18 protein-coding genes and 3 tRNA genes are annotated in these 18,578 nt (G+C 71.1%); 8 read left to right on the top strand and 13 right to left on the bottom strand.

The window, feature by feature from the left end; translation table 11 throughout:
* Nucleotides 1–96 precede the first annotated feature (96 nt).
* Nucleotides 97–804 (top strand): DUF2786 domain-containing protein, encoded by a 708-nt coding sequence (locus ABZV00_RS01390; RefSeq protein WP_355600861.1) that lies wholly within the window; start codon nucleotides 97–99, stop codon nucleotides 802–804.
* Nucleotides 805–865: 61 nt separating this feature from the next.
* On the opposite strand, the gene ABZV00_RS01385 is transcribed toward ABZV00_RS01390, so the two are convergent.
* On the bottom strand, nucleotides 866–1,387 hold the full coding sequence (locus ABZV00_RS01385) for an SRPBCC family protein (RefSeq protein WP_355600859.1): 522 nt from the start codon (nucleotides 1,385–1,387) through the stop codon (nucleotides 866–868).
* Between the two features lie 165 nt (nucleotides 1,388–1,552).
* Between ABZV00_RS01385 and ABZV00_RS01380 the strand changes: the two genes are divergently transcribed.
* Nucleotides 1,553–2,437: a hypothetical protein gene (locus ABZV00_RS01380; RefSeq protein ID WP_355600857.1), complete on the top strand. Its 885-nt coding sequence runs from the start codon at nucleotides 1,553–1,555 to the stop codon at nucleotides 2,435–2,437.
* Nucleotides 2,438–2,567: 130 nt separating this feature from the next.
* Here ABZV00_RS01380 and ABZV00_RS01375 read toward each other — a convergent pair whose 3' ends face one another.
* Nucleotides 2,568–3,356: an SDR family oxidoreductase gene (locus tag ABZV00_RS01375; RefSeq protein WP_355600855.1), complete on the bottom strand. Its 789-nt coding sequence runs from the start codon at nucleotides 3,354–3,356 to the stop codon at nucleotides 2,568–2,570.
* Between the two features lie 51 nt (nucleotides 3,357–3,407).
* Nucleotides 3,408–3,983 carry a TetR/AcrR family transcriptional regulator gene (locus ABZV00_RS01370; RefSeq protein ID WP_355600853.1) on the bottom strand — a complete coding sequence of 192 codons (576 nt, stop codon included), beginning with the start codon at nucleotides 3,981–3,983 and terminating at the stop codon, nucleotides 3,408–3,410.
* A 269-nt stretch (nucleotides 3,984–4,252) separates the two neighbouring features.
* On the opposite strand from ABZV00_RS01370, the gene ABZV00_RS01365 reads away from it, so the two are divergent.
* On the top strand, nucleotides 4,253–4,582 hold the full coding sequence (locus tag ABZV00_RS01365) for a hypothetical protein (protein ID WP_355600851.1): 330 nt from the start codon (nucleotides 4,253–4,255) through the stop codon (nucleotides 4,580–4,582).
* 268 nt (nucleotides 4,583–4,850) lie between these two features.
* Here ABZV00_RS01365 and ABZV00_RS01360 read toward each other — a convergent pair whose 3' ends face one another.
* From ABZV00_RS01360 to ABZV00_RS01320, 9 genes are all read right to left on the bottom strand, one after another.
* On the bottom strand, nucleotides 4,851–5,039 hold the full coding sequence (locus ABZV00_RS01360; protein WP_355600849.1) for a hypothetical protein: 189 nt from the start codon (nucleotides 5,037–5,039) through the stop codon (nucleotides 4,851–4,853).
* A gap of 372 nt (nucleotides 5,040–5,411) precedes the next feature.
* Nucleotides 5,412–5,485, bottom strand: a tRNA-Phe gene (locus tag ABZV00_RS01355).
* Between the two features lie 99 nt (nucleotides 5,486–5,584).
* Nucleotides 5,585–5,658 (bottom strand) — tRNA-Asp (locus tag ABZV00_RS01350).
* A gap of 31 nt (nucleotides 5,659–5,689) precedes the next feature.
* Nucleotides 5,690–5,762: transfer RNA gene (locus ABZV00_RS01345), tRNA-Glu, on the bottom strand.
* 154 nt (nucleotides 5,763–5,916) lie between these two features.
* Entirely contained in the window at nucleotides 5,917–6,705 is a 789-nt protein-coding gene (locus tag ABZV00_RS01340; RefSeq protein WP_355600847.1) for a polysaccharide deacetylase family protein, read from the bottom strand.
* Nucleotides 6,706–6,749: 44 nt separating this feature from the next.
* Nucleotides 6,750–7,730: a MerR family transcriptional regulator gene (locus ABZV00_RS01335; protein ID WP_355600846.1), complete on the bottom strand. Its 981-nt coding sequence runs from the start codon at nucleotides 7,728–7,730 to the stop codon at nucleotides 6,750–6,752.
* Nucleotides 7,720–8,340 (bottom strand): isopentenyl-diphosphate Delta-isomerase, encoded by a 621-nt coding sequence (idi, locus tag ABZV00_RS01330; RefSeq protein WP_355600844.1) that lies wholly within the window; start codon nucleotides 8,338–8,340, stop codon nucleotides 7,720–7,722. Before idi ends, ABZV00_RS01335 begins: the two co-directional genes overlap by 11 nt.
* Entirely contained in the window at nucleotides 8,337–9,818 is a 1,482-nt protein-coding gene (gene crtI, locus ABZV00_RS01325; protein ID WP_355600842.1) for a phytoene desaturase family protein, read from the bottom strand. The genes idi and crtI overlap by 4 nt, the downstream gene beginning before the upstream one ends.
* Before the next feature lie 28 nt (nucleotides 9,819–9,846).
* On the bottom strand, nucleotides 9,847–10,989 hold the full coding sequence (locus tag ABZV00_RS01320) for a polyprenyl synthetase family protein (RefSeq protein WP_328422402.1): 1,143 nt from the start codon (nucleotides 10,987–10,989) through the stop codon (nucleotides 9,847–9,849).
* Nucleotides 10,990–11,053: 64 nt separating this feature from the next.
* Here ABZV00_RS01320 and ABZV00_RS01315 point away from each other — a divergent pair, with 64 nt between their 5' ends.
* Entirely contained in the window at nucleotides 11,054–11,977 is a 924-nt protein-coding gene (locus ABZV00_RS01315; RefSeq protein WP_355600840.1) for a phytoene/squalene synthase family protein, read from the top strand.
* A 19-nt stretch (nucleotides 11,978–11,996) separates the two neighbouring features.
* On the opposite strand, the gene ABZV00_RS01310 is transcribed toward ABZV00_RS01315, so the two are convergent.
* Nucleotides 11,997–13,085, bottom strand: coding sequence for a serine hydrolase domain-containing protein (locus tag ABZV00_RS01310; RefSeq protein WP_355600838.1), 1,089 nt, complete (start codon nucleotides 13,083–13,085; stop codon nucleotides 11,997–11,999).
* A gap of 91 nt (nucleotides 13,086–13,176) precedes the next feature.
* Between ABZV00_RS01310 and ABZV00_RS01305 the strand changes: the two genes are divergently transcribed.
* The 4 genes from ABZV00_RS01305 (at nucleotide 13,177) to ABZV00_RS01290 (ending at nucleotide 18,568) form a co-directional block, all read left to right on the top strand.
* A complete protein-coding gene (locus tag ABZV00_RS01305) occupies nucleotides 13,177–14,652 on the top strand; it encodes an FAD-dependent oxidoreductase (RefSeq protein ID WP_355600836.1) in 1,476 nt (491 codons plus the stop codon).
* Nucleotides 14,653–14,770: 118 nt separating this feature from the next.
* Nucleotides 14,771–15,772 (top strand): LacI family DNA-binding transcriptional regulator, encoded by a 1,002-nt coding sequence (locus tag ABZV00_RS01300; RefSeq protein WP_355600834.1) that lies wholly within the window; start codon nucleotides 14,771–14,773, stop codon nucleotides 15,770–15,772.
* A gap of 383 nt (nucleotides 15,773–16,155) precedes the next feature.
* Nucleotides 16,156–17,535: an extracellular solute-binding protein gene (locus ABZV00_RS01295; RefSeq protein WP_355600832.1), complete on the top strand. Its 1,380-nt coding sequence runs from the start codon at nucleotides 16,156–16,158 to the stop codon at nucleotides 17,533–17,535.
* 82 nt (nucleotides 17,536–17,617) lie between these two features.
* Nucleotides 17,618–18,568: a sugar ABC transporter permease gene (locus ABZV00_RS01290; RefSeq protein WP_355600830.1), complete on the top strand. Its 951-nt coding sequence runs from the start codon at nucleotides 17,618–17,620 to the stop codon at nucleotides 18,566–18,568.
* Nucleotides 18,569–18,578: the final 10 nt, after the last annotated feature.

Here is an 18,578-nt window from a genome sequence, read left to right as displayed (position 1 = left end):
CCGGATAGGACGGTGAGACCGGTCAGGACGACGACACCGGTTGATCAGTGCAGGCTCGGCCCCGCGCCGGCCGGTGGATGTGATAGCTCTGGGGGCATGTCCGAGGCCATGCTCAGCAAGGTGCGCAAGCTGCTGGCCCAGGCCGAGGATCCGGCCTGTACGCCTGCCGAGGCGGCCGCGTTCACCGCCAAGGCCACCGAGTTGATCGCCCGTTACGGCGTGGATCGGGCGCTGCTCGCGGCCCGGGACCCGGCCACCGACCCGGTCGGCGATCGGGTGGTCGACATCGTCGCTCCGTACGCCCGCGACAAGGTCGGCCTGCTCGCCGCGGTCGCCGAACCACTGCGCTGCCGCTGCGTACGCCGCCGGCAGGGCAGCGGGTTCGCGCTGCACCTGTTCGGCTTCGCCAGTGACCTGGAGCGGGTCGATCTGCTCTTCACCTCACTGCTCGTGCAGGCGGCGCACGGCCTGGCCGGCACGGCGGTGCCGGCCGGCGAGCATCCGGCCGCCTTCCGTCGGTCCTGGCTCGCCGGCTTCGCGCAGGTGATCGGGGGCCGGCTCTGGGCGGCCGAGACCGCAGCGGCCAGCGAACCGGGTACGCCGTCGGTGGCGCTGGTGCTGGCCGACCGCTCCGACCGGGTGCAGCGCCGGCTGGCCGAGCAGTACCCGCAGCTGCGCACCGCACCACCGCGCCGGCTGGCCGGCACCGGATTCGGCTCTGGGGCGGAGGCCGGCCGCCGCGCGGACCTGGGCGGCCGGGACCTCGGCGGCGGCGCAGCCAGGGAACGACAGCTCGACCGCTGAGCCAACCGCTGCGTGCCCGCCGGAGGCGGCGTCGGTCACGGGCCGCCGGTGGCGGCGTCGGTCACGTGATGGGGCGGCGGCGCGAGACCGTGGCGAGGTAGCGGGTGAGCAGGTCGTGCCAGCCGGCGGTGAGCGCCTTGCGGTACCCCTCGGCCGCCTCACCGTGCCGGTCGAAGTGCCGGTGCTCCAGCTCGACGCGGGTGCGTTCGGGGCCGTCGGGGAGGAACAGCACCTCGACCTCGCTGGCCCGGGCTGGGTCCGGCACCGGCACCCGGTCGGGACCGAGCTGCCAGGCGAAGACCAGCCGCCGCGGCGGGTCCCAGGTGAGCACCCGGCCCCAGTCGGCGCGGAAGCCGTACGGGCCGATCTCGTAGAGCATCCCGCCGGCCCGCGGCTCCATGCCCAGCTCGGCGAGGGCCTCGGGGCCGGACCAGGTGTACTCGGTGACCCACCAGTCAGTCAGATCGTCGGTGAAAACCGCGAACGCGTGCTCGGCGGCGCCCGGGACGAGGAGGCTGCACCGTAAGGAGAACCGTTCCAGGTCCTGCCGGATGTCGGCCGGATCAGTCATCCCCTGTCCCATAGGCCCGGACCATACCGGCTGATGCCCGGGTGCGCAGCTTCGATGGGTGCCCGGTTCCGGACAGTGGGTTGTCGGACCGTCACGGACGGGATGCCCCGCCGGAAAGCGGGTAACCGCGCCGGACAACCCGGACGACCAGGCGGGTGTACGGCGGAGCGGGAGAGCATGAGCGAGAGCGCGGAGCAGCGGGAGCCGGGCCAGGACCTCGACCGGCCGGGCCGGGTCGACGACGGTGGGGATCCGGACATCCTGCTCGACATTCCGAGGGTCACCGTCGAGTCGATCAGGCTGGCGGTGGACGGGCTGGACGCCGACCTCTCGCTGCGGGCTCGACTGGCCAATCTGCTGGAGATCGACGCCGGCGTACGGGTGCATCTGCACAGCGTCGAGCTGGACATCAACGGCGTGCAGGCCGAGGCGCAGCTGCGGGTGCGGCTGGAGCAGTTGGCGACCATCCTGGGCCGGGCGCTGGACACGATCGACAGCAACCCGCAGATCATCGAGACCCTTGGCCGGACGGCCGGCATCGCGATCAACGACGTCAACCGCAGCGCCCAAAAGTTGGCCGCGGGAGCCGTGGAGGCCACCGGCTCGGCGCAGCGCCCCGGCGGCGTACCCGGCGAACTGGGCCGGCGGGTGGGCACGGCCAGCCCGGTCGCCGATCGACTCCGGCCGGGTGCTGGTGGCCCCGGGCCCGGTGCTGGTGGTCCTGGGCCGCGTGTCGGTGGTCCTGGCCCGGGTGTTGGTGGGCCGGATGTTGGTGGTCCCGGCCAGGGGGCCGGTGGCCCGGGGGCCGGCGAGCAGGAACGACCGAAGCCCGCCGCTACGGAAGGTCGGCGGCCGGAGGCGCAGGGACCCGAGAGTCAGCGTCAGCCTGACGGCGGCCAGAACGGCGGTGGCGTGTCAGGTGGGGCCCACGCCGCAGCCCAGAGCGCGGCTCAGCTCGCCGAGCAGGCGGGGGAGACCCTCCGGCAGGCCGGGCGCAGCGTGTGGGAGGCGATCCAGGGTGGCGTGGCGCAGCACCGCCAGCAGGGGCGTCGGGACCAGTGACGGCGGCGGAGCCGAGCCACAGGTGACAGTGCGAGCTGAAGAGAGCAGCCGCCCATCATGTTGTGATGGGCGGCTGCTCCTGTCGTCCGCTGCCTGGCCGGGATGTCCACGTCCCGAGGGACAGGTGTGCTCAGAGCGTCTTGACCTGGCCGCCGTCGAGGACGAACTCGGCGCCGGTGGTGTTGGCGGAGTGGGCGGAGGCAAGGAACAGCACCAGGTGGGCGACCTCGCTTGCCTCGGTGATCCGGCCGGTGCTGATCGCCATGCTCTGCGGCACGACCTCGTCGAGCGCCTGCTGGGCGGTGACACCCGCGCCGGCGGCAACGGCGTGCGCGAAACCGTCAGGCCCGGTCCAGAACGGGGTCCGCACTGGGCCGGGCGAGACGGCGTTGACTCGCACACCGCGCGGCGCGAACTCCTCCGACAGGGTCTTTGTCAGGTTGGACATCGCCGCCTTGGCCGCGGAGTAGTCGACCACCATCGGGAACGGCAGCCGTGCATTGATGCTGCTGATGTTGACGATCGTTCCGCCGTTGTCCACCAGGGCGGGCAGGGCCGCCCTGCTCGTGCGTACGGCGCTGAAGAACGTCACGTCGAACACGCGCGCCCACTCGGCGTCGTCGACGTCGAGGAATCCTGACCGGACGCTGCCGGCGCCAACGTTGTTGACCAGTACATCCAGCCGCCCGTACGTCGACAGCGCGGCGTCGACGAGCCGCTGCGGGGTCTCCGCATCGGTGATGTCGGCCAGCACCACGGTGGCGCCGCGCGCGGCCTGGGCGTCGAGCTCTGGCGTGCTCGTACGGCTGCTCGCCACCACGTGCGCACCCTCGTCGAGCAACGCCGCCACGGTGGTCAGACCGATGCCCTTGCTCGCGCCGGTGACGATGACGACCTTGCCCTGCAGTTCGAGATCCACTACTACTCCCCAGTTGTTGACTGATCAGTTCCTAATTCGGGCAGCAAAAAGTCAGTCGAGGGCGCCCAGGGCGACCTCCACGGCATTGTCGAGGAACGCGCGATCCGCGCGGGCCTTGCCCATCACCCGCAAACCCTGCAGGAACGTGGTCAAGAACTGGGCCAGCTCCTGCGGTTTCTTGTCCGCCGCGATCTCCCCGCGGGCCCGCGCCCGCTCCAATGCCCCGGCCAGGGCCGACTCGACCTGACCCATCGTGCGCGAGACCTGCTGCACCGTGTCCGGGTGCGCCGAGCGCTCCGTGGCCGCGTTGACCAGCAGGCAGCCCAGCTCCGGATCGGCCAGGTCGGCCTCCACCAACTCCAGGAGCACCGCCCGGATCGCCGGACGCACCTGCTCCGCCCGGTCCAACACCTCGATCAGCCCTACCGCGTGGCGCTGGCAGTAACGGCGAAGGGCCAGCGCATACAGCTGCTCCTTGGATCCGAACGCCTTGTACAGGCTGCCCCGGGCGATTCCGAGGCCGTCCACGAGATCCTCCGTCGAGGTCGCCTCGAACCCCTGACGCCAGAACAACTCCATCGCACGGTCCACTGCCGTGTCGATGTCGAACGTCCTTGGCCTACCCATGCGACAACCATAGAGGTAAGGAACTGATCAGTCCACAACTGTGGGAGCAGTCACCCGATGGGCTCACGACCAGCGGCGGGGCAGAAAGTCAGCCGGCCCGAACCCCACGCCCCGCCCCCGCACGTCACCTCTGGGTCAGTAAGGAAGGGGGAGGTGGAGAGGGTAAGAGGTGAGGGAGGGGCAGGGTTGGATCTGTCAGGAAGCCGGCGGAGGCTGCCGTGCGATCTGTCATGCGATTGCGACCTTGACGCCCCTCCGATGATGGGCGCATGAGCCTGTATGACGAGGACCCAGTCACGTTCGCATTGCGGGTGGGGGTCGTGGTCCTCAGCCTGGGCTCGGTTGTACTCGGGGTGCGTGTGGCCGTGTCACGACGGTTTCCCGCAGCCTGGGTTCGGCTTGCACGCCTGAAGCCGGGAGATCGGTCCCAGCCCGTGCGGGTGGGCATCGCCCAGGCCGTGATCGGTGCGAGCTTGCTGGTCCAGCAGGCACCGTTCTTCATCTCCATGCCCCTTCCCCTTGGACGTACCCTGTTCGCGGTGTCACTGCTGTTGCTGCTGACGGCGGCGGCGGGAGCGTTTTCGCTGCTCCGTCGCTAGCTGCGCATGGTGATGTGCCGGGGCAGTCGCGCGACATCCCCGTGCGCCGCGAGTTCCGAGAGGGCTTTGACGATCTCGCGGTCACGTCCGTCGACTGCGTACAGGTACCGCCGGCTGCCGCCATGCGTTGTCCAAGACCAGCAGCCAGCCCGAGTGACACTGCAGCGACCGCACCGCCCACCCGGCCGCGTCCGTCGTGGTCAGGCCCAACAGTTCGTGCGCAGGCTCCAGACACCGCGCCAACTCTGCTGGTCAGCCCCTTGAATCACTAGTCGCTGCCGCCACCTGCATCGCCGCGACCACCCCCGTCCAACGGAGGGTAATGCGGGTAATCAGTGGATTCGTCATCGGGCCGGGAACGCTTTGGCTTCAACAGACCGATGACTATGAGCACCACGACGGTCAGCAGAAAAGCGACGACGAAGACAAGTCCCACCATTTGGATCACTGACGTCATGAGGCGAGCCTACGATCACTGGGGGGAGTGAACTGGTCGCGCCGCTAGGCTGTACAGCCATCCGTACAGCCAAGCCGGTCGGCGGCACCGGTCAGCAGTCGGCGGCAGGCGACAAGGCGCGCAGGCCAGCGGCACGCGCCGACGCTCGCCGACAGCAGTCTTGATCTTTGCAAGGCAGGGGTCGGGCGACGCTCTGCCACCCGGTCGGGATGACGAGTGGCCGTGCGATCTACGTGCGACAAGGGGCGGCCAGCAGCGGGATTCCGGGGTCAACGAGGGTCAGACCGGACAGGCGGGATGCCGAGGCGAAAAGCAAAGCGCCGACCGGCGTTTCCGCTGGTCGGCGCTTCTGTAGCCCGGCGAAAGGCTATGTGGCCAGGGGCGGGGTCGAACCGCCGACCTTCCGATTTTCAGTCGGACGCTCGTACCAACTGAGCTACCTGGCCGTGTCGCTCGGCTCATGCTACCCGCCAACCGGATGAACCGCTGGCAGGGTCACACGCTCCGATACGCAGAACGCCGCGCTGGGCGCGGCGTCGGCGCTGCGGTCCTGACGGGACTTGAACCCGCGACCTCCGCCTTGACAGGGCGGCGAGCACTCCAACTGCTCCACAGGACCTAGCTTGTGTTGCTCCGGCTTGCGCCGGTCGTGCCCCCAACGGGATTCGAACCCGTGCTACCGCCTTGAAAGGGCGGCGTCCTGGGCCGCTAGACGATGAGGGCGGCCCCGCCATCATTGCACATTCGCAACTTCTAGCGGACTTGCTCCCATCCGGCCCCGCCGGAGGCTTGGAAAGCATACGTGATGCTCGGTCGGTCGACAAAACCGGTATGGCCGAAGCCTTGGATCAGCGCATAACCGCAGGTCAGGCCCGGTCTAGCGGAGTCGGGCGATGCCGTAGCGGCGCTTCAGGTCGGCGATCAGGCGCGGGCAGGCGGCGAGCGTCGCGGCCCGGTCGCCGCCGCCGTCGTGCAGCAGAACGATGGCCCCGGGCCGGGCGGCGGAGTGGATCCGGTGAGCGATCGTGGCGGCGGTCGGCTTGCCCCAGTCCTGCGGGTCGACGTTCCAGTGCAGCGGACGCATGCCAAGTTCCTTCGCCACCGCGAGTACTTCCTTCGTCCAGCGACCGCCCGGTTGCCGGTAGAAGGGCACCGGCGCGCCCGGGGTCGCCGCCTGGATGGCCTTGTTGGTCCGGGTCAGGTCGGCCCGGATCTCGGCGATCGGCCGCCGGGCGAGGTCGAGATCGTGCCGCCAGCTGTGGTTGCAGAGCTGGTGCCCCTCCCGGACGATCCGCCGCACCAGCTCCGGGTGGCGTTGCACCTCATGGCCAACCAGGCAGAAGGTGGCGGTCACCCGGGCCGCCCGCAGTTGGTCGAGCACCTTGGGCGTCCAGGCCGGACTGGGCCCGTCGTCGAAGGTCAGCGCCACCGGGCCGACGCCGGTGTTGCGGCGCAGGCCGTCCGGGAGCTTGGCCGGCAGCGGCCGCAGCGGAGGCTTCGGGGGCTTGGTGCGGGTCGGGCGCGGCGACGTGGTGGGTTTCGGCGGCGTGGTCGACTCCGCCGGCTGCGGCGCGCCGGCGGGTGCGATGGTGCCGTCCGGTTGGGCGCAGCCGGACAGGGCCAGCACCATGGCGAGGACGGACGCCAGGGCGGCGCGGGCTTGCATCTGTCGCTCCCGGGGGGGGGTCGGGGTAGGCGGACTCCCCGACGCTAACGGACGTCGCCGAGAGCCGACAGTCCGGTGAGGCCCCCCTTCGACTGGTCCAGTGAGTCACGGACCGCGACGGCGAGCGAGACCGCCTCGGCCAGGCCGACCGGCCGCACCACCCCGGCGGGCAGCGTGTCGGCCCGCCAGCCGGGGCCGGCAGCGAGTACCAGCAGCGGGCGGCGTGGCGCGGCGAGCAGCGCGCTGAGCTGGGCGGGGTCGGCGGTGGTCCGGGTATGTGACCAGAGCACCACGGCGGCCGGCCCGGTTCGGTTGACCGCCTCGACGAGGGCGGCCACCGGCACCCGGGCGCCGAGCATCCGGTAGCTGACCCCGGTCTCGGCGAGCGCGGCGGCCATCGCCTCCAGTGGCAGGCTGTGCTGCTCCTCGTCGGCGCAGGAGAGCAGGATCCGGGCCGGCCCGGTGGGCACGGTGGCCCGGCTGGCCGCCGCGAACGCCTCCGACACGCAGCGGGAGATCAGGTGTTCCACCTCGATCAGGGCGCCGGTGGCGGCGTGCCGGTCGCCGATGCCGACGAGCACCGGGCGTAGCAGGCCGTCCCAGGTGGCGACGACCCCGCTGGCGGCCAGAGCGTGCGCGATCGTCTCGCTGATCGCCGCACCGTCCAGCCGCATGGCGGCCCGGGCCAGCCCGCGGGCGGCGGGGCCGGCGCGGCCCACCGGGATGGTTCCGCCGCCGCCGTCCCGGCCGGGCGTGCCGATGCGACTGCGGATGACGACATCGGCGGGTGTCGAATCCGGTGCCTGGCGGGCCCAGCGGGCCGCGTCGGCGGGGCTCACGCCGTCGGCGGTGAGCCGTCGCATGATCTCGAGGCGCGCCAGGTCGGCCGGCGTGTACCGGCGATGGTGGCCTGGGACGTGTTCGCTGGGCCCGAGTCCGTAGCGCTGGTGCCAGGTGCGCAGGGTGGTGACCGCGACCCCCAGCCTGCGCGCCACGGCGCCCGCGCTCAGCGGCTCATCGGCCACCTGACCGCTCCGCCGCATCATCCGCCGACGATCCGGACGGGGTCACGGCCTGGCCGGGTGCGTCGGACGTCGGCCCCGAGGGGCGCAGCAGCCGGTTCACCACCCCGCCCAGCCAGGGTGCGTACGACCGGGGGTCCAGTTCGAGGTCGGCCTCCAGTGCGGCGGGCTCGGCCCAGCGCAGCTCGGCCACCTCGTCCGGGTCGGGCAGCAGCGGGGCGCCGGGGCGGAACTCGCCCTTCAGCACATGGTCGTACTCGAACTCGACCCGTCCGGTGGCCGGGTCCTCGGCGTAGTAGACGTAGACGCCCACCTCGGTCAGCTCGACCGGGCCAGTGCCCAACTCCTCGCGTAGCCGCTGGTTGGCCGCGTCGGCGAGCGGTTCGCCCGGCCGGGGGTGGCCGCAGCAGGAGTTGGCCCAGCGCAGCGGGAACCGGGTCTTGACCGCGGCCCGCCGCTGGAGCAGCACCTGGCCGTCCGGGTCCACGAGCAGCACCGAGAAGGCCCGGTGCAGCCGCCCCGGCGGTTGGTGGGCGGCAGCGACGGTGGTCTGGCCGCGGGCTCGGCCGGCGTCGTCGACCAGCTCGACGAGGTGCTCCTCGCGGCTGCTCACCGACCCTCCCCGGTGATCCGGCCGGCGGCCAGCTTGCCGGATATCAGCACCATCGGCACGCCGACCCCGGGCTGGGTGCCGGAGCCGACGAAGACCACGTTCGACAGGTCGCGGTGCAGGTTCGACGGGCGGAACGGGCCGGTCTGGAAGAGGGTGTGCGCGGCGGCAAACGGGGTGCCGGCGGCCATCCCCTGCTCCGCCCACTCGGCCGGGGTGATGGCCTGCAGCACCTCCACTCCGGCGCCGAAGCCGACGTAGCCGCGCTCCTCCAGCGTGCCGATCAGCTGGTCGCCGTAACGGCGGGTCAGGTCGCCGCGCCACTCGAACGGCGCCCGGTCGAGGTTGGGCACCGGCGCGAGCACGTAGTAGGTGTGCCGGCCCGGCGGGGCGACCGACGGGTCGGTCCGGCTCGGGTTGGTCACCAGCAGCGACGGGTCGGTCATCAGCTCACCCCGGCGGATGACCTCATCGAAGGTGCCCTTCCACGCGCGTCCGAAGTGGATGTTGTGGTGGGCGATCTTCGCATATCCCTGGCGGGAGCCGACGTGCAGGACGACGCAGGACGGCGAGTAGGTGAGCCGGCGTTTGGGAGCCGCCGGGAGCAGGTCCCGGTAGGCGACCGGCAGGTCGGGGTTGAGCACCACCACGTCCGCCGGCACCAGCTCGCCGTCGGCGGTCAGCACGCCGGTGGCCCGGCTGTTCGCGGTCTCCACCCGGGTCACCGTGGTGTCGTACCGGATCTGCACGCCGTGCTTCTCGGCGGCGCCGGCCATCGCCCGGGAGACCGCGTGGATGCCGCCGCGCGGGAAGTAGACCCCCGCCACCGAGTCGAGGTACGCGATGACCGCGTAGATCGCCAGCGCGTCGTGCGGGGCGAGCCCGGCGTACATCGCCTGGAAGGAGAAGATCCGCTGGGTGCGCGGGTCCCGAAAGAACTGGTTGATCTTCGTCTGGAGGCGGCGGAAGGCTCCGCCGGTGAGCAGCTTGAGCAGGTTGCCGGTGATCAGGTCGGTCGGCGCGTCCAGGTTGCGCTCGATGAAGTCGGTCCGCTCCAGCCGCCACAGCTCCCGCGCGTAGTCGACGAAGCGCAGGTAGCCGTCGGCCTCACGCGGCCCGCACACGCGGGAGATCTCGGCCGCCATTCGTGTGGTGTCGGTGAGCACGTCGAGGGTCGAGCCGTCCGGGTAGTACGCCCGGTACGCCGGGTCGAGTGGCGTCAGGTCGAGCCAGTCGCGCAACTCCTCGCCGACCGCGCCGAGCGCCTCGGCGATCAGGTCGGGCATGGTGAGCACGGTCGGGCCGGTGTCGAACTCGTAGCCGTCCACGGCGAGCCGGCCGGCCCGCCCGCCGGGCACCGGCTCGCGTTCCAGCACGGTCACCTGCCGACCGCTGCCGGCCAGGTGCAGCGCGCAGGCCAGCCCACCCAGCCCGGCGCCGACGACCACCACCCGGTCAGTCCGTCCCGTCACCGTCCGCATGTGACCACCTCCTCGAAAATGTTGCTCATCAGGCCCGCCGGTCGGTGGCGGCGACGGCCAGACCGGTCAGCGCCGTCCGCGCCGTCCGGTCCACGGGTGCGGCGTCGAGCGCGGCCAGCGCGTCGCCCACCCGTTCGGCGATCATCCGCTCCACCCGGGCCACGGCGCCGGTGTCGGCGACCAGTTCGGCGAGTCGGTCGACCGGCCCCGCACCGGCCCGCTCCAACGCGCTGAGCTGGGCCGGCGTGGCCAACTGCCGGGCCAGCATGAGCAGCGTGGTCGGCTTGCCGGCGCGCAGGTCGTCACCGGCCGGCTTGCCGGTGGCGGCCGGATCGCCGTAGACGCCGAGCAGGTCGTCGCGGAGCTGGAACGCCTCGCCGACGGCCAGGCCGTAGCGGGTGTACGCGGCGATCAGCGGGGCGTCGGCGGGAACGCCGGCCAGACAGGCGCCGAAGAGCAGCGGTCGCTGAACGGTGTAGCTCGCCGTCTTGTAGCGGGCCACCCGCAGCGCCCGGTCGACCGACCAGTTGGCGGCGTCGTTCTCGCCGAGCACGTCGAGGTACTGCCCGGCGACTGTCTCCACCCGCATCTGGTCGTAGCAGCGGCGGACCTCGAACAGCCGGGTCGGCGGCACGGTGGCCTGTGCCAGCAGCCGGTCGGCCCAGACCAGGCAGAGGTCGCCGATGAGGATGGCGACGGCCTCACCGAACCGGTCGGGGTCACCCCGGTGGCCGGCGGCGACGTGCTGCGCGGCCACCGCGACGTGCACGGTGGGCCGGCCGCGGCGGGTGGTGGAGGCGTCCATCACGTCGTCGTGCACGAGCGCGAAGGTGTGCAGCAACTCCAGCGCGGCCAACGCGGGCAGCACGGGTGGCAGCGGTTCGGTGCCGCCGACCGCCCCGCGCCAGCCCCAGTAGGCGAAGGTGGGCCGGATCCGCTTGCCGCCGGCCAGGACGGCCTCCCGCGCGGCGGCCGCGAAGCCGCCCATCGCTGCGTCGATCTCGGCGAGCGAGTCGACCTCGGCGGCGAGGAAGGTGGTCAGGGTGTCGTTCACCGCAGTGGTCAGTTCCTGGGTGTACGCGGCCAGCACGGCGCGGACCGGATCGTCCCTGTCGCCCGGCCGGGTCGGCGCCAGGCGGATCGCGTTCCCCGCAACTGCGTCGTTGGCCATGCGGCCGAGCGTACCCTAGGCTACGAGTTGCGTCGATTGGTGCGTCGATAACTGAGGAGGCCCGGTGGACACTGATCTCACAGCCGCCTATGACCGGTGCCGTGAGGTACACAGACGTCACGGCCGCACCTACTATCTCGCCACCAGGCTGCTCCCCGCGTGGAAACGGCGACACGTACACGCCCTCTACGGGTTCACCCGGTACGCCGACGAGATCGTCGATCGCACCGAGGCCCTGCCGCCAGCCGAGCGGGCCGCCCGGCTCGACGACTGGGCCAGCCGGTTCATGGCCGGTCTGCACGGCGCGCCGGTCGACGACCCGCTGCTGCCGGCCGTGCTGCACACGATTGCCATCTTCGATCTCGACCGGGACGACTTTGCGTCGTTTCTGAAGAGCATGGCGATGGACCTGACCGTCACGGCCTACCCGACGTACGACCACCTGCTCGACTACATGGAGGGCTCGGCGGCGGTCATCGGCACCATGATGCTGCCGATTCTGGGCAGCTCCGACCCGGCGGCGGCCCGGGAACCCGCCCGGCAGCTCGGCTTCGCCTTCCAGCTCACCAACTTCATCCGGGACGTCGCCGAGGATCTCGACCGGGGCCGCACCTACCTGCCGGACGAGGACCTGGCGAAGTTCGGCGTCACCCGCGACGAGCTGGCCAAGGCCCGTGCCCGGGGGCGTGGCACGCCCGGGACCCGCGAGCTGATCGAGTACGAGGTGACCCGGGCACAGGCGCACTACGCCGCCGCCGCGCCGGGCATCACCATGCTCGCGCCAGCCTCACAGGCCTGCATGCGCACGGCGTACTCGCTCTACGGCGGCATCCTGGACGAGGTGGCGGCGCAGGACTACGACGTCTTCGCCCGGCGGGCTCTGGTGCCGCAGCGGCGACGGATGGCGGTGGCCGCCCGCGCCCTGCTCACCTCGACCGGTACCCCGGTCACCGTCCCCGGACCGAGGCTCCACGCCGCGGCCCGGTGACCGCGAGCACCACGGCGGATCAGAGCACCGAGTGCAGCGCCTCGACCAGCTCGTCCACCCGGTCGTGCTCGGCCAGCCGGCCGGTCGCGTACGCGAAGGTGTAGCCCCGCTCCGGGTCGGCCCACGCGCTGCTGCCGCCGAGGCCGCCCATGCCCCAACTGCCGTCCGGCTCCCACTGCATGCCCAGCGTCCACCGGGTCTGACGGTCCAGCAACAGATCCGGCCCGTCGTACTGGACCCGGGTCGCCTCCGCCACCAGCTCCTGGCTGAACAGCCGGACGCCGTCCAGGACACCACCGGCCAACAGGCCGGCGTAGAGCCGGGCCAGGCCGGACGCGGTGGCGTGCAGGTTGACCGCCGGCACCTCGGCGCCCCGCCAGAGCGGGCTGTTCAGCACGGCCAGGTCCTGCCCGCCGGCCGGGTTGCCCATGGCCCGGGCCCGGAGTGAGCCCGGCTCACCGAGCACACGGGTCGGCCACTGCGGGTCGCCGTACCGCAGGTCTGCGCAGCGCCGTTGGTCCGCCTCCGACAGCCCGAAGCCGAGGTCGAGCCGCCACCGGCCGGCGATCTCCTCGGCCAGGAACCGGCCCACCGACCGGCCGTCCATCCGGCGGACCAGCTCGCCCACCAGATGCCCGTACGTCCAGGCGTGCTCCCCGGCCACCGAACCCGGCGCCCACTCGGGATCGGCGGCGGCCAGGTCACCGGTGAGCAGCGCCCAGTCGGCGATCGCGGTGGCCGGCCGGGGCACCGGGAAGGCCGGCAGCCCGGCGGTGTGCGACAACACCTGCCGCACGGTGGCCGGGGTCTGGAACTCCGGCCAGTACCGGGTGACCGGCGCGTCGAGGTCGACCCGACCCCGGTCCACCAGCATGAGCAGGCAGAGTGCCGCCACCGGCTTGCCGACCGAGTAGACGTTGACCAGCGTGTCCGGCCGCCACGCGCCGTCGCTGGTCGGTGCGCCGGATCCGGCGTTGGTGCACGAGCCGCCGATCAGGTCGACCACCGGGTGGCCGTCGTACCAGATGGTCAGGCTGGCACCGGTCTCCCGGCCGGTGGCGAGCAGGTCGTGGAAGCAGTCCCGGACCGGGGCGAAGCGTGCGTGCATCCGGTCACCGTAGGTGGAACGGTCCGGGAGCGCGTCGACTTTTCCCCGGACCCCGGTGGTCGATGCGGGGCTGCTGGGGGATGCTGTCCAGGTGGCGGAGCCGGAGCTGGTGGATGTGGTCGTGGTCGGGCTCGGCGTTGGCGGCGAGGAGGTGGCCGGGCGGCTCGCCGAGGCCGGCCTGAGCGTCGTCGGCATTGAGCGGGACCTGGTCGGCGGGGAGTGCCCGTACTGGGGCTGCATTCCGAGCAAGATGATGATCAGGGCGGCCAACGCGCTCGCCGAGGCGCGTCGGGTCGACGGGCTGGCCGGGACGGCACAGGTCCAGCCGGACTGGGCGCCGGTCGCGAAGCGGATCCGCGAGGAGGCCACCGACACCTGGGACGACACGGTCGCGGTGCGCCGGTTCACCGATCGGGGCGGCCGGTTCGTCCGGGGCAGCGGCCGGCTCGACGGGCCGGGTCGGGTCCGGGTCGGCGACCAGGTGTTCCAGGCCCGACACGGAATCGTCCTGGGCACCGGCACCCGGCCCTCGGTGCCGCCGATCGCCGGGCTGGCCGACACTCCGTACTGGACCAACCACCAGGCGATCGAGGTCGAGCAGCTGCCGGAGTCGCTGCTGGTGCTCGGCGGCGGCGCGATCGGGTTGGAGCTGGCCCAGGTCTTCGCCCGGTTCGGGGTCCGGATCACCGTGGTGGAGGCGCTGGACCGGGTGCTGGCCCTCGAAGAGCCGGAGGCGTCCGAGGTGGCCGCCGCGGCGCTGCGCGCCGACGGCGTGGAGATCCACACCGGGGTACGCGCCGAGCGGGTCGAGCACGACGGCAGCCGGTTCACCCTGCACGGCGCCGGTGGGGCGGAGTTCACCGCCGACCGGCTGCTGGTGGTGACCGGGCGGCGGGCCCACCTCGACGAGCTGGGGCTGGACACGGTGGGCCTGGACGCCACCCAGCGCTACCTGCCGGTGGACGACCGGTTGCACGTCTCCGATGGCATCTGGGCGGTCGGTGACGTGACCGGCGAAGGTGCCTTCACCCACATCGCCATGTACCAGGCGGGCATCGTGATCGCCGACGTGCTCGCCAACGCCCGGCAGGCGAAGGCGGGGCCGGACGCCAGCGGGACCGCGAGCGTGGTCGGCGGCGCGATGGGCGCGGCCAGCTCGTTGGGGGCCAGCGGGTCGAGCGGATCGGCCGGCAGCGTCCCGCGCGCCGACTACCGCGCGCTGCCCCGGGTGACCTTCACCGACCCCGAGGTCGGCGCGGTCGGGCTGACCGAGGGGCAGGCCCGGGAGCGCGGCATCAACGTGCAGGTCGGTTTCACCAAGCTCGGCAGCTCGACCCGGGGCTGGATCCACCGGGTCGGCGACGAGGGGTTCATCAAGCTGATCGCGGACGCCGACCAGGGTGTGCTGATCGGCGCGACGTCGGTCGGCCCGGCCGGCGGCGAGGTGCTCTCCGCGCTGGTGGTGGCGGTGCACGCGGCGGTGCCACTGAGCCAGCTCCGGCACATGATCTACGCCTATCCGACCTTCCACCGGGCCATCGAGGACGCGCTGCGCGACCTGTCCTGACGGCGCCGGTCGACCGTCGTCGGGACGGCCGGCGGTGGACAGCGCACGGCAAGGATGAAGCAAACGGTCGGCACGTGGCTGTTCATTTCTTTCATTCTGATGACGTACGATTGCGGCCGTGACCAAGCGGTTGACTGAAGTTGCCAAGAAGGCGGGCGTCAGCGAGGCCACCGTCAGCCGGGTGCTCAACGGTCGGGACGGAGTCTCCGAGGCGACCCGGACGGCCGTGCTGACCGCGCTGGACGTGCTCGGCTACGAGCGACCGACCAAGCTGCGCGGCGAGCGTGCCCGGCTGGTCGGGCTGGTGCTGCCCGAGTTGCAGAACCCGATCTTCCCGGCGCTCGCCGAGGTGGTCACCGGCTCCCTCGCCCAACGTGGGTTCACCCCGGCGCTCTGCGCCCGCACCATCGGTGGCGTCTCCGAGATGGATTACGTGGAGATGCTCCTCGACCACCGGGTCTCCGGGGTCATCTTCGCCGGTGGCTCGTACGCGCTGGCCGACGCCCGGCACGACCACTACCGCCGGCTGACCGACCGGGGCCTGCCGGTGGTGCTGGTCAACGCGGGTGTGGACGAGTTGGGCTTCCCCCGGGTCTCCACCGACGACGCGGTGGCGGTGGAGCAGGCGTACGGGCACCTGCGCTCGCTCGGGCACGACCGGATCGGGATGGTGCTCGGCCCGGAGGGGCACGTGCCGTCCCGGCGCAAGCTGGACGCGATGGTCCAGGCCGCGGGCTGGGGCGACGACACGGAGTACGTCGAGCGCTCCAGCTTCTCCATGGAAGGGGCGCGGGTCGCCGCGACCAAGTTGGTCGAGCGGGGCGTCACCGGCATCATCTGCGCCAGCGATGTGTTGGCCCTGGGCACCATCCGGGCCGCCCGGCGGCTGGGTCGTGCGGTGCCGACCGATGTGTCCGTGGTGGGCTTCGACGACTCCGCGTTCATGACCTGCACCGACCCGCCGTTGACCACCGTGCGGCAGCCGATCGAGACGATGGGGCAGGCCGCGGTGGACCTGCTGGTCACCCAGATCGAGGGGGCCGGCGTGCTGCACGACGAGTTGCTGTTCGAGCCCGAGCTGGTGGTGCGTGGTTCCACCGCGCCCGCCCCCGGCCGCTGACCAGCGAGCTGGACACCGACTGACCGTCCCGGCCCCGGAGGATCGCCTCCGTAGGTTCCGCTGAAACGACGCTTCGGCCGTCGACCGCCTCTCGCGGTCGGCGGCCTTTTCGTCGTTGCCGGAACCGCGCAACGCCGGCCTGATCCGCCGTCGGTCCATAAGGGCTGAAAAGCCAATATCCCGGGCCTGTTTCACGATCTTGTCGTTATTTGCCGTTAGGAAGTCGTGTCCTTTCACAACAGCATCGATACCTTGCCGAAATGAGTCGGCCTCGTTACAGTGACTCCACTCACACCTGGCTCCGACGCAGCTACTGGGCGTCAGGTCGTATCACCGCAGATCACGAACGTCATGGAGACACCCGTTCCCGAAGGGATGGACAGATGTCCGTACCGCAATACCGAAAGGCTGCGGCGTTAGCGCTCGTGGCCGGCCTGGGGTTCAGCCTCACGGCGTGCTCCACGAAGAGCGACGACAAGGACACCAACGCAGGCGGCAAGGTCACCATCACAGTGGACTGCCAGCCGGTCGGCGCTCAGAAAGAGCTGTTGAAGAACTGGAACGACGACGTCGTCGAGTTCCAGCGGCAGAACCCCGACATCGTCGTCAAGAGCGTGAGCGTCGGCGAGCAGTGCAACAACCCGCCGGACTTCACCGCCCGCCTCGCCGGCGGCACCGTGACCGACGTGTTCTACGGGTACATGACCGACCTTCAGCAGGTGCTCGACTCCGGTCAGGCGATGGACATCTCCTCGTTCGTCAACAAGGACACGATCCCCACCTGGGACAGCGTCGACCCGGCGCTCAAGGAGGTCTTCACCGACGGCGGCAAGCTCTACGCCGTCCCGGTGAAGAACTACTCGATGGGCCTGGTCTACAACAAGGTCCTGTTCCAGCAGGCCGGGCTCGACGTGAACAACCCGCCCAAGACCTGGGCCGAGGTCCGGGCCGCCGCCAAGAAGATCTCCGCGCTCGGCAACGGCATCGCCGGCTACTCCGAGTACAGCGCCGGCAACACCGGCGGCTGGCACTTCACCTCCCTGCTCTACTCGCAGGGCGGCCAGGTGCTGACCCCCGACGGCAAGAAGGCCGACTTCAACAACGCGGCGGGCAAGCAGGTCCTGCAGAACCTCAAGGACATGCGGTACGGCGACAACAGCATGGGCGCCCGGCAACTGCTGCAGTGGGGCGACCTGCTGACCAACGCGGGTGCGGGCAAGGTCGGCATGTTCATCGGCGCGCCCGACTCCACCCAGGCGATCGTCAGCCAGTTCCAGGGCAAGTTCCAGGACTGGGCGATGAGCCCGCTGCCCGGCCAGGACGGCGCGGCGAAGGGCACGCTCGGTGGTGGCGAGGGCTACTTCTTCAAGAAGGACCTCTCTCCCGAGCAGGTCAAGGCCGGTCTGAAGTGGATCGCGTACCAGAAGCTGACGCCGGGCAAGGGTCAGTTCGACTACGTCCGGGCCAAGCCGCAGAACTACCCGGTCGGTCTGCCCCAGCCGCTGCTCTTCGCCAACGGCAGTGCGGCGCAGAAGCAGGAGCTCGAGCTGCGTAAGGCGAACGCGAACGTCGACACCGCGAACTTCGCGCTCTTCGAGGCGACCCCGGTAACGATCAAGGGTGAGCCGCGCAACGCGCAGGCGGTCTACGCGGTGCTCGACGCCGCGATGTCCGGTGTGCTGACGAACCCGAACGCGAACATCGACGCGCTGCTCAAGACGGCCGAAGAGAAGGTCAACCAGCTCCTCGCTGCCGAGAGCTGATCCGATGCTGTGGGGGCCGGTGCGCCGGCCCCCACACCATTCGCGCCGCATCGTCCGGTCACTGAATCACCCAGGAGTTGCCTTGGCGATCACCACCGTCCCGGCCGCCAGAAAACCGGGGCGCCCCACGTCCTCGTACCCGGGGCCGCAGCGTACGAGCCTCGGCCGCAAGGTACGGGACAACCTCACCGGTCACGCGTTCCTGATCGGGGCGGTGCTCTGCTTCGTTGTCTTCTCCTGGTATCCGATGATCCGCGGCATCGTGATGAGCTTCCAGCGCACCCGGCGGGGCGAGACCACCTGGGTGGGCTGGGACAACTACTCCCGCATCATCGCCGACCCCAGCTTCTGGCCCGCCTGGCAGAACACGCTCTACTTCACGGTGCTCGCACTCGTGCTCGGGTACGCGGTGCCGTTCTTCGTGGCGATCCTGCTCAACGAGTTCCGGCACGCCAAGGGGTACCTGCGAATCCTGGTCTACCTGCCGGTGATGCTGCCACCAGCCTCGGCGCTCTTCCTCTTCAAGTTCTACGCGTACGACCCCAGCGAGGCGGGCCTCTTCAACGCCATCCTCAAGGCACTGCACCTGCCCACCTCGCAGTGGATGCAGTCCCCCGAGATGACGATGCCGGCGATGGTGATCGCGTCGACCTGGATGAACATGGGCGGCGCCGTGCTCATCTACCTGGCGGCGCTGCAGAACATCCCCGGCGAGCTCTACGAGGCGGCCGAGCTCGACGGTGCCGGCATCTGGCGGCGGATCGTCAACGTGACGATCCCGCAGACCCGGCTGATCCTCGCGCTCCTGGCGATGCTGCAGATCGTCGCCACGATGCAGCTCTTCATCGAACCGCTGATCCTCGCCAACGGTGCGGGCGCGGAGGACTCCGCGACCTCGGTGGCGTACCTCATCTACCAGCACGGATTCTTCCAGAACGACCTCAACGGCGCTGCGGCGCTCGGCGTGATCATGCTCGTGGTGCTGGCCGGCTTCTCCGCCGCCTACCTGCGGCTGAGCGCGAAACAGGACTAGGACGGGACGA

The organism is Micromonospora sp. NPDC005173 (assembly GCF_040608515.1).
In the GTDB taxonomy this organism is placed as follows: domain Bacteria; phylum Actinomycetota; class Actinomycetes; order Mycobacteriales; family Micromonosporaceae; genus Micromonospora.
Note: the sequence above shows the minus strand (reverse complement) of the source record. Positions and strands in the feature narration are given on the sequence as shown.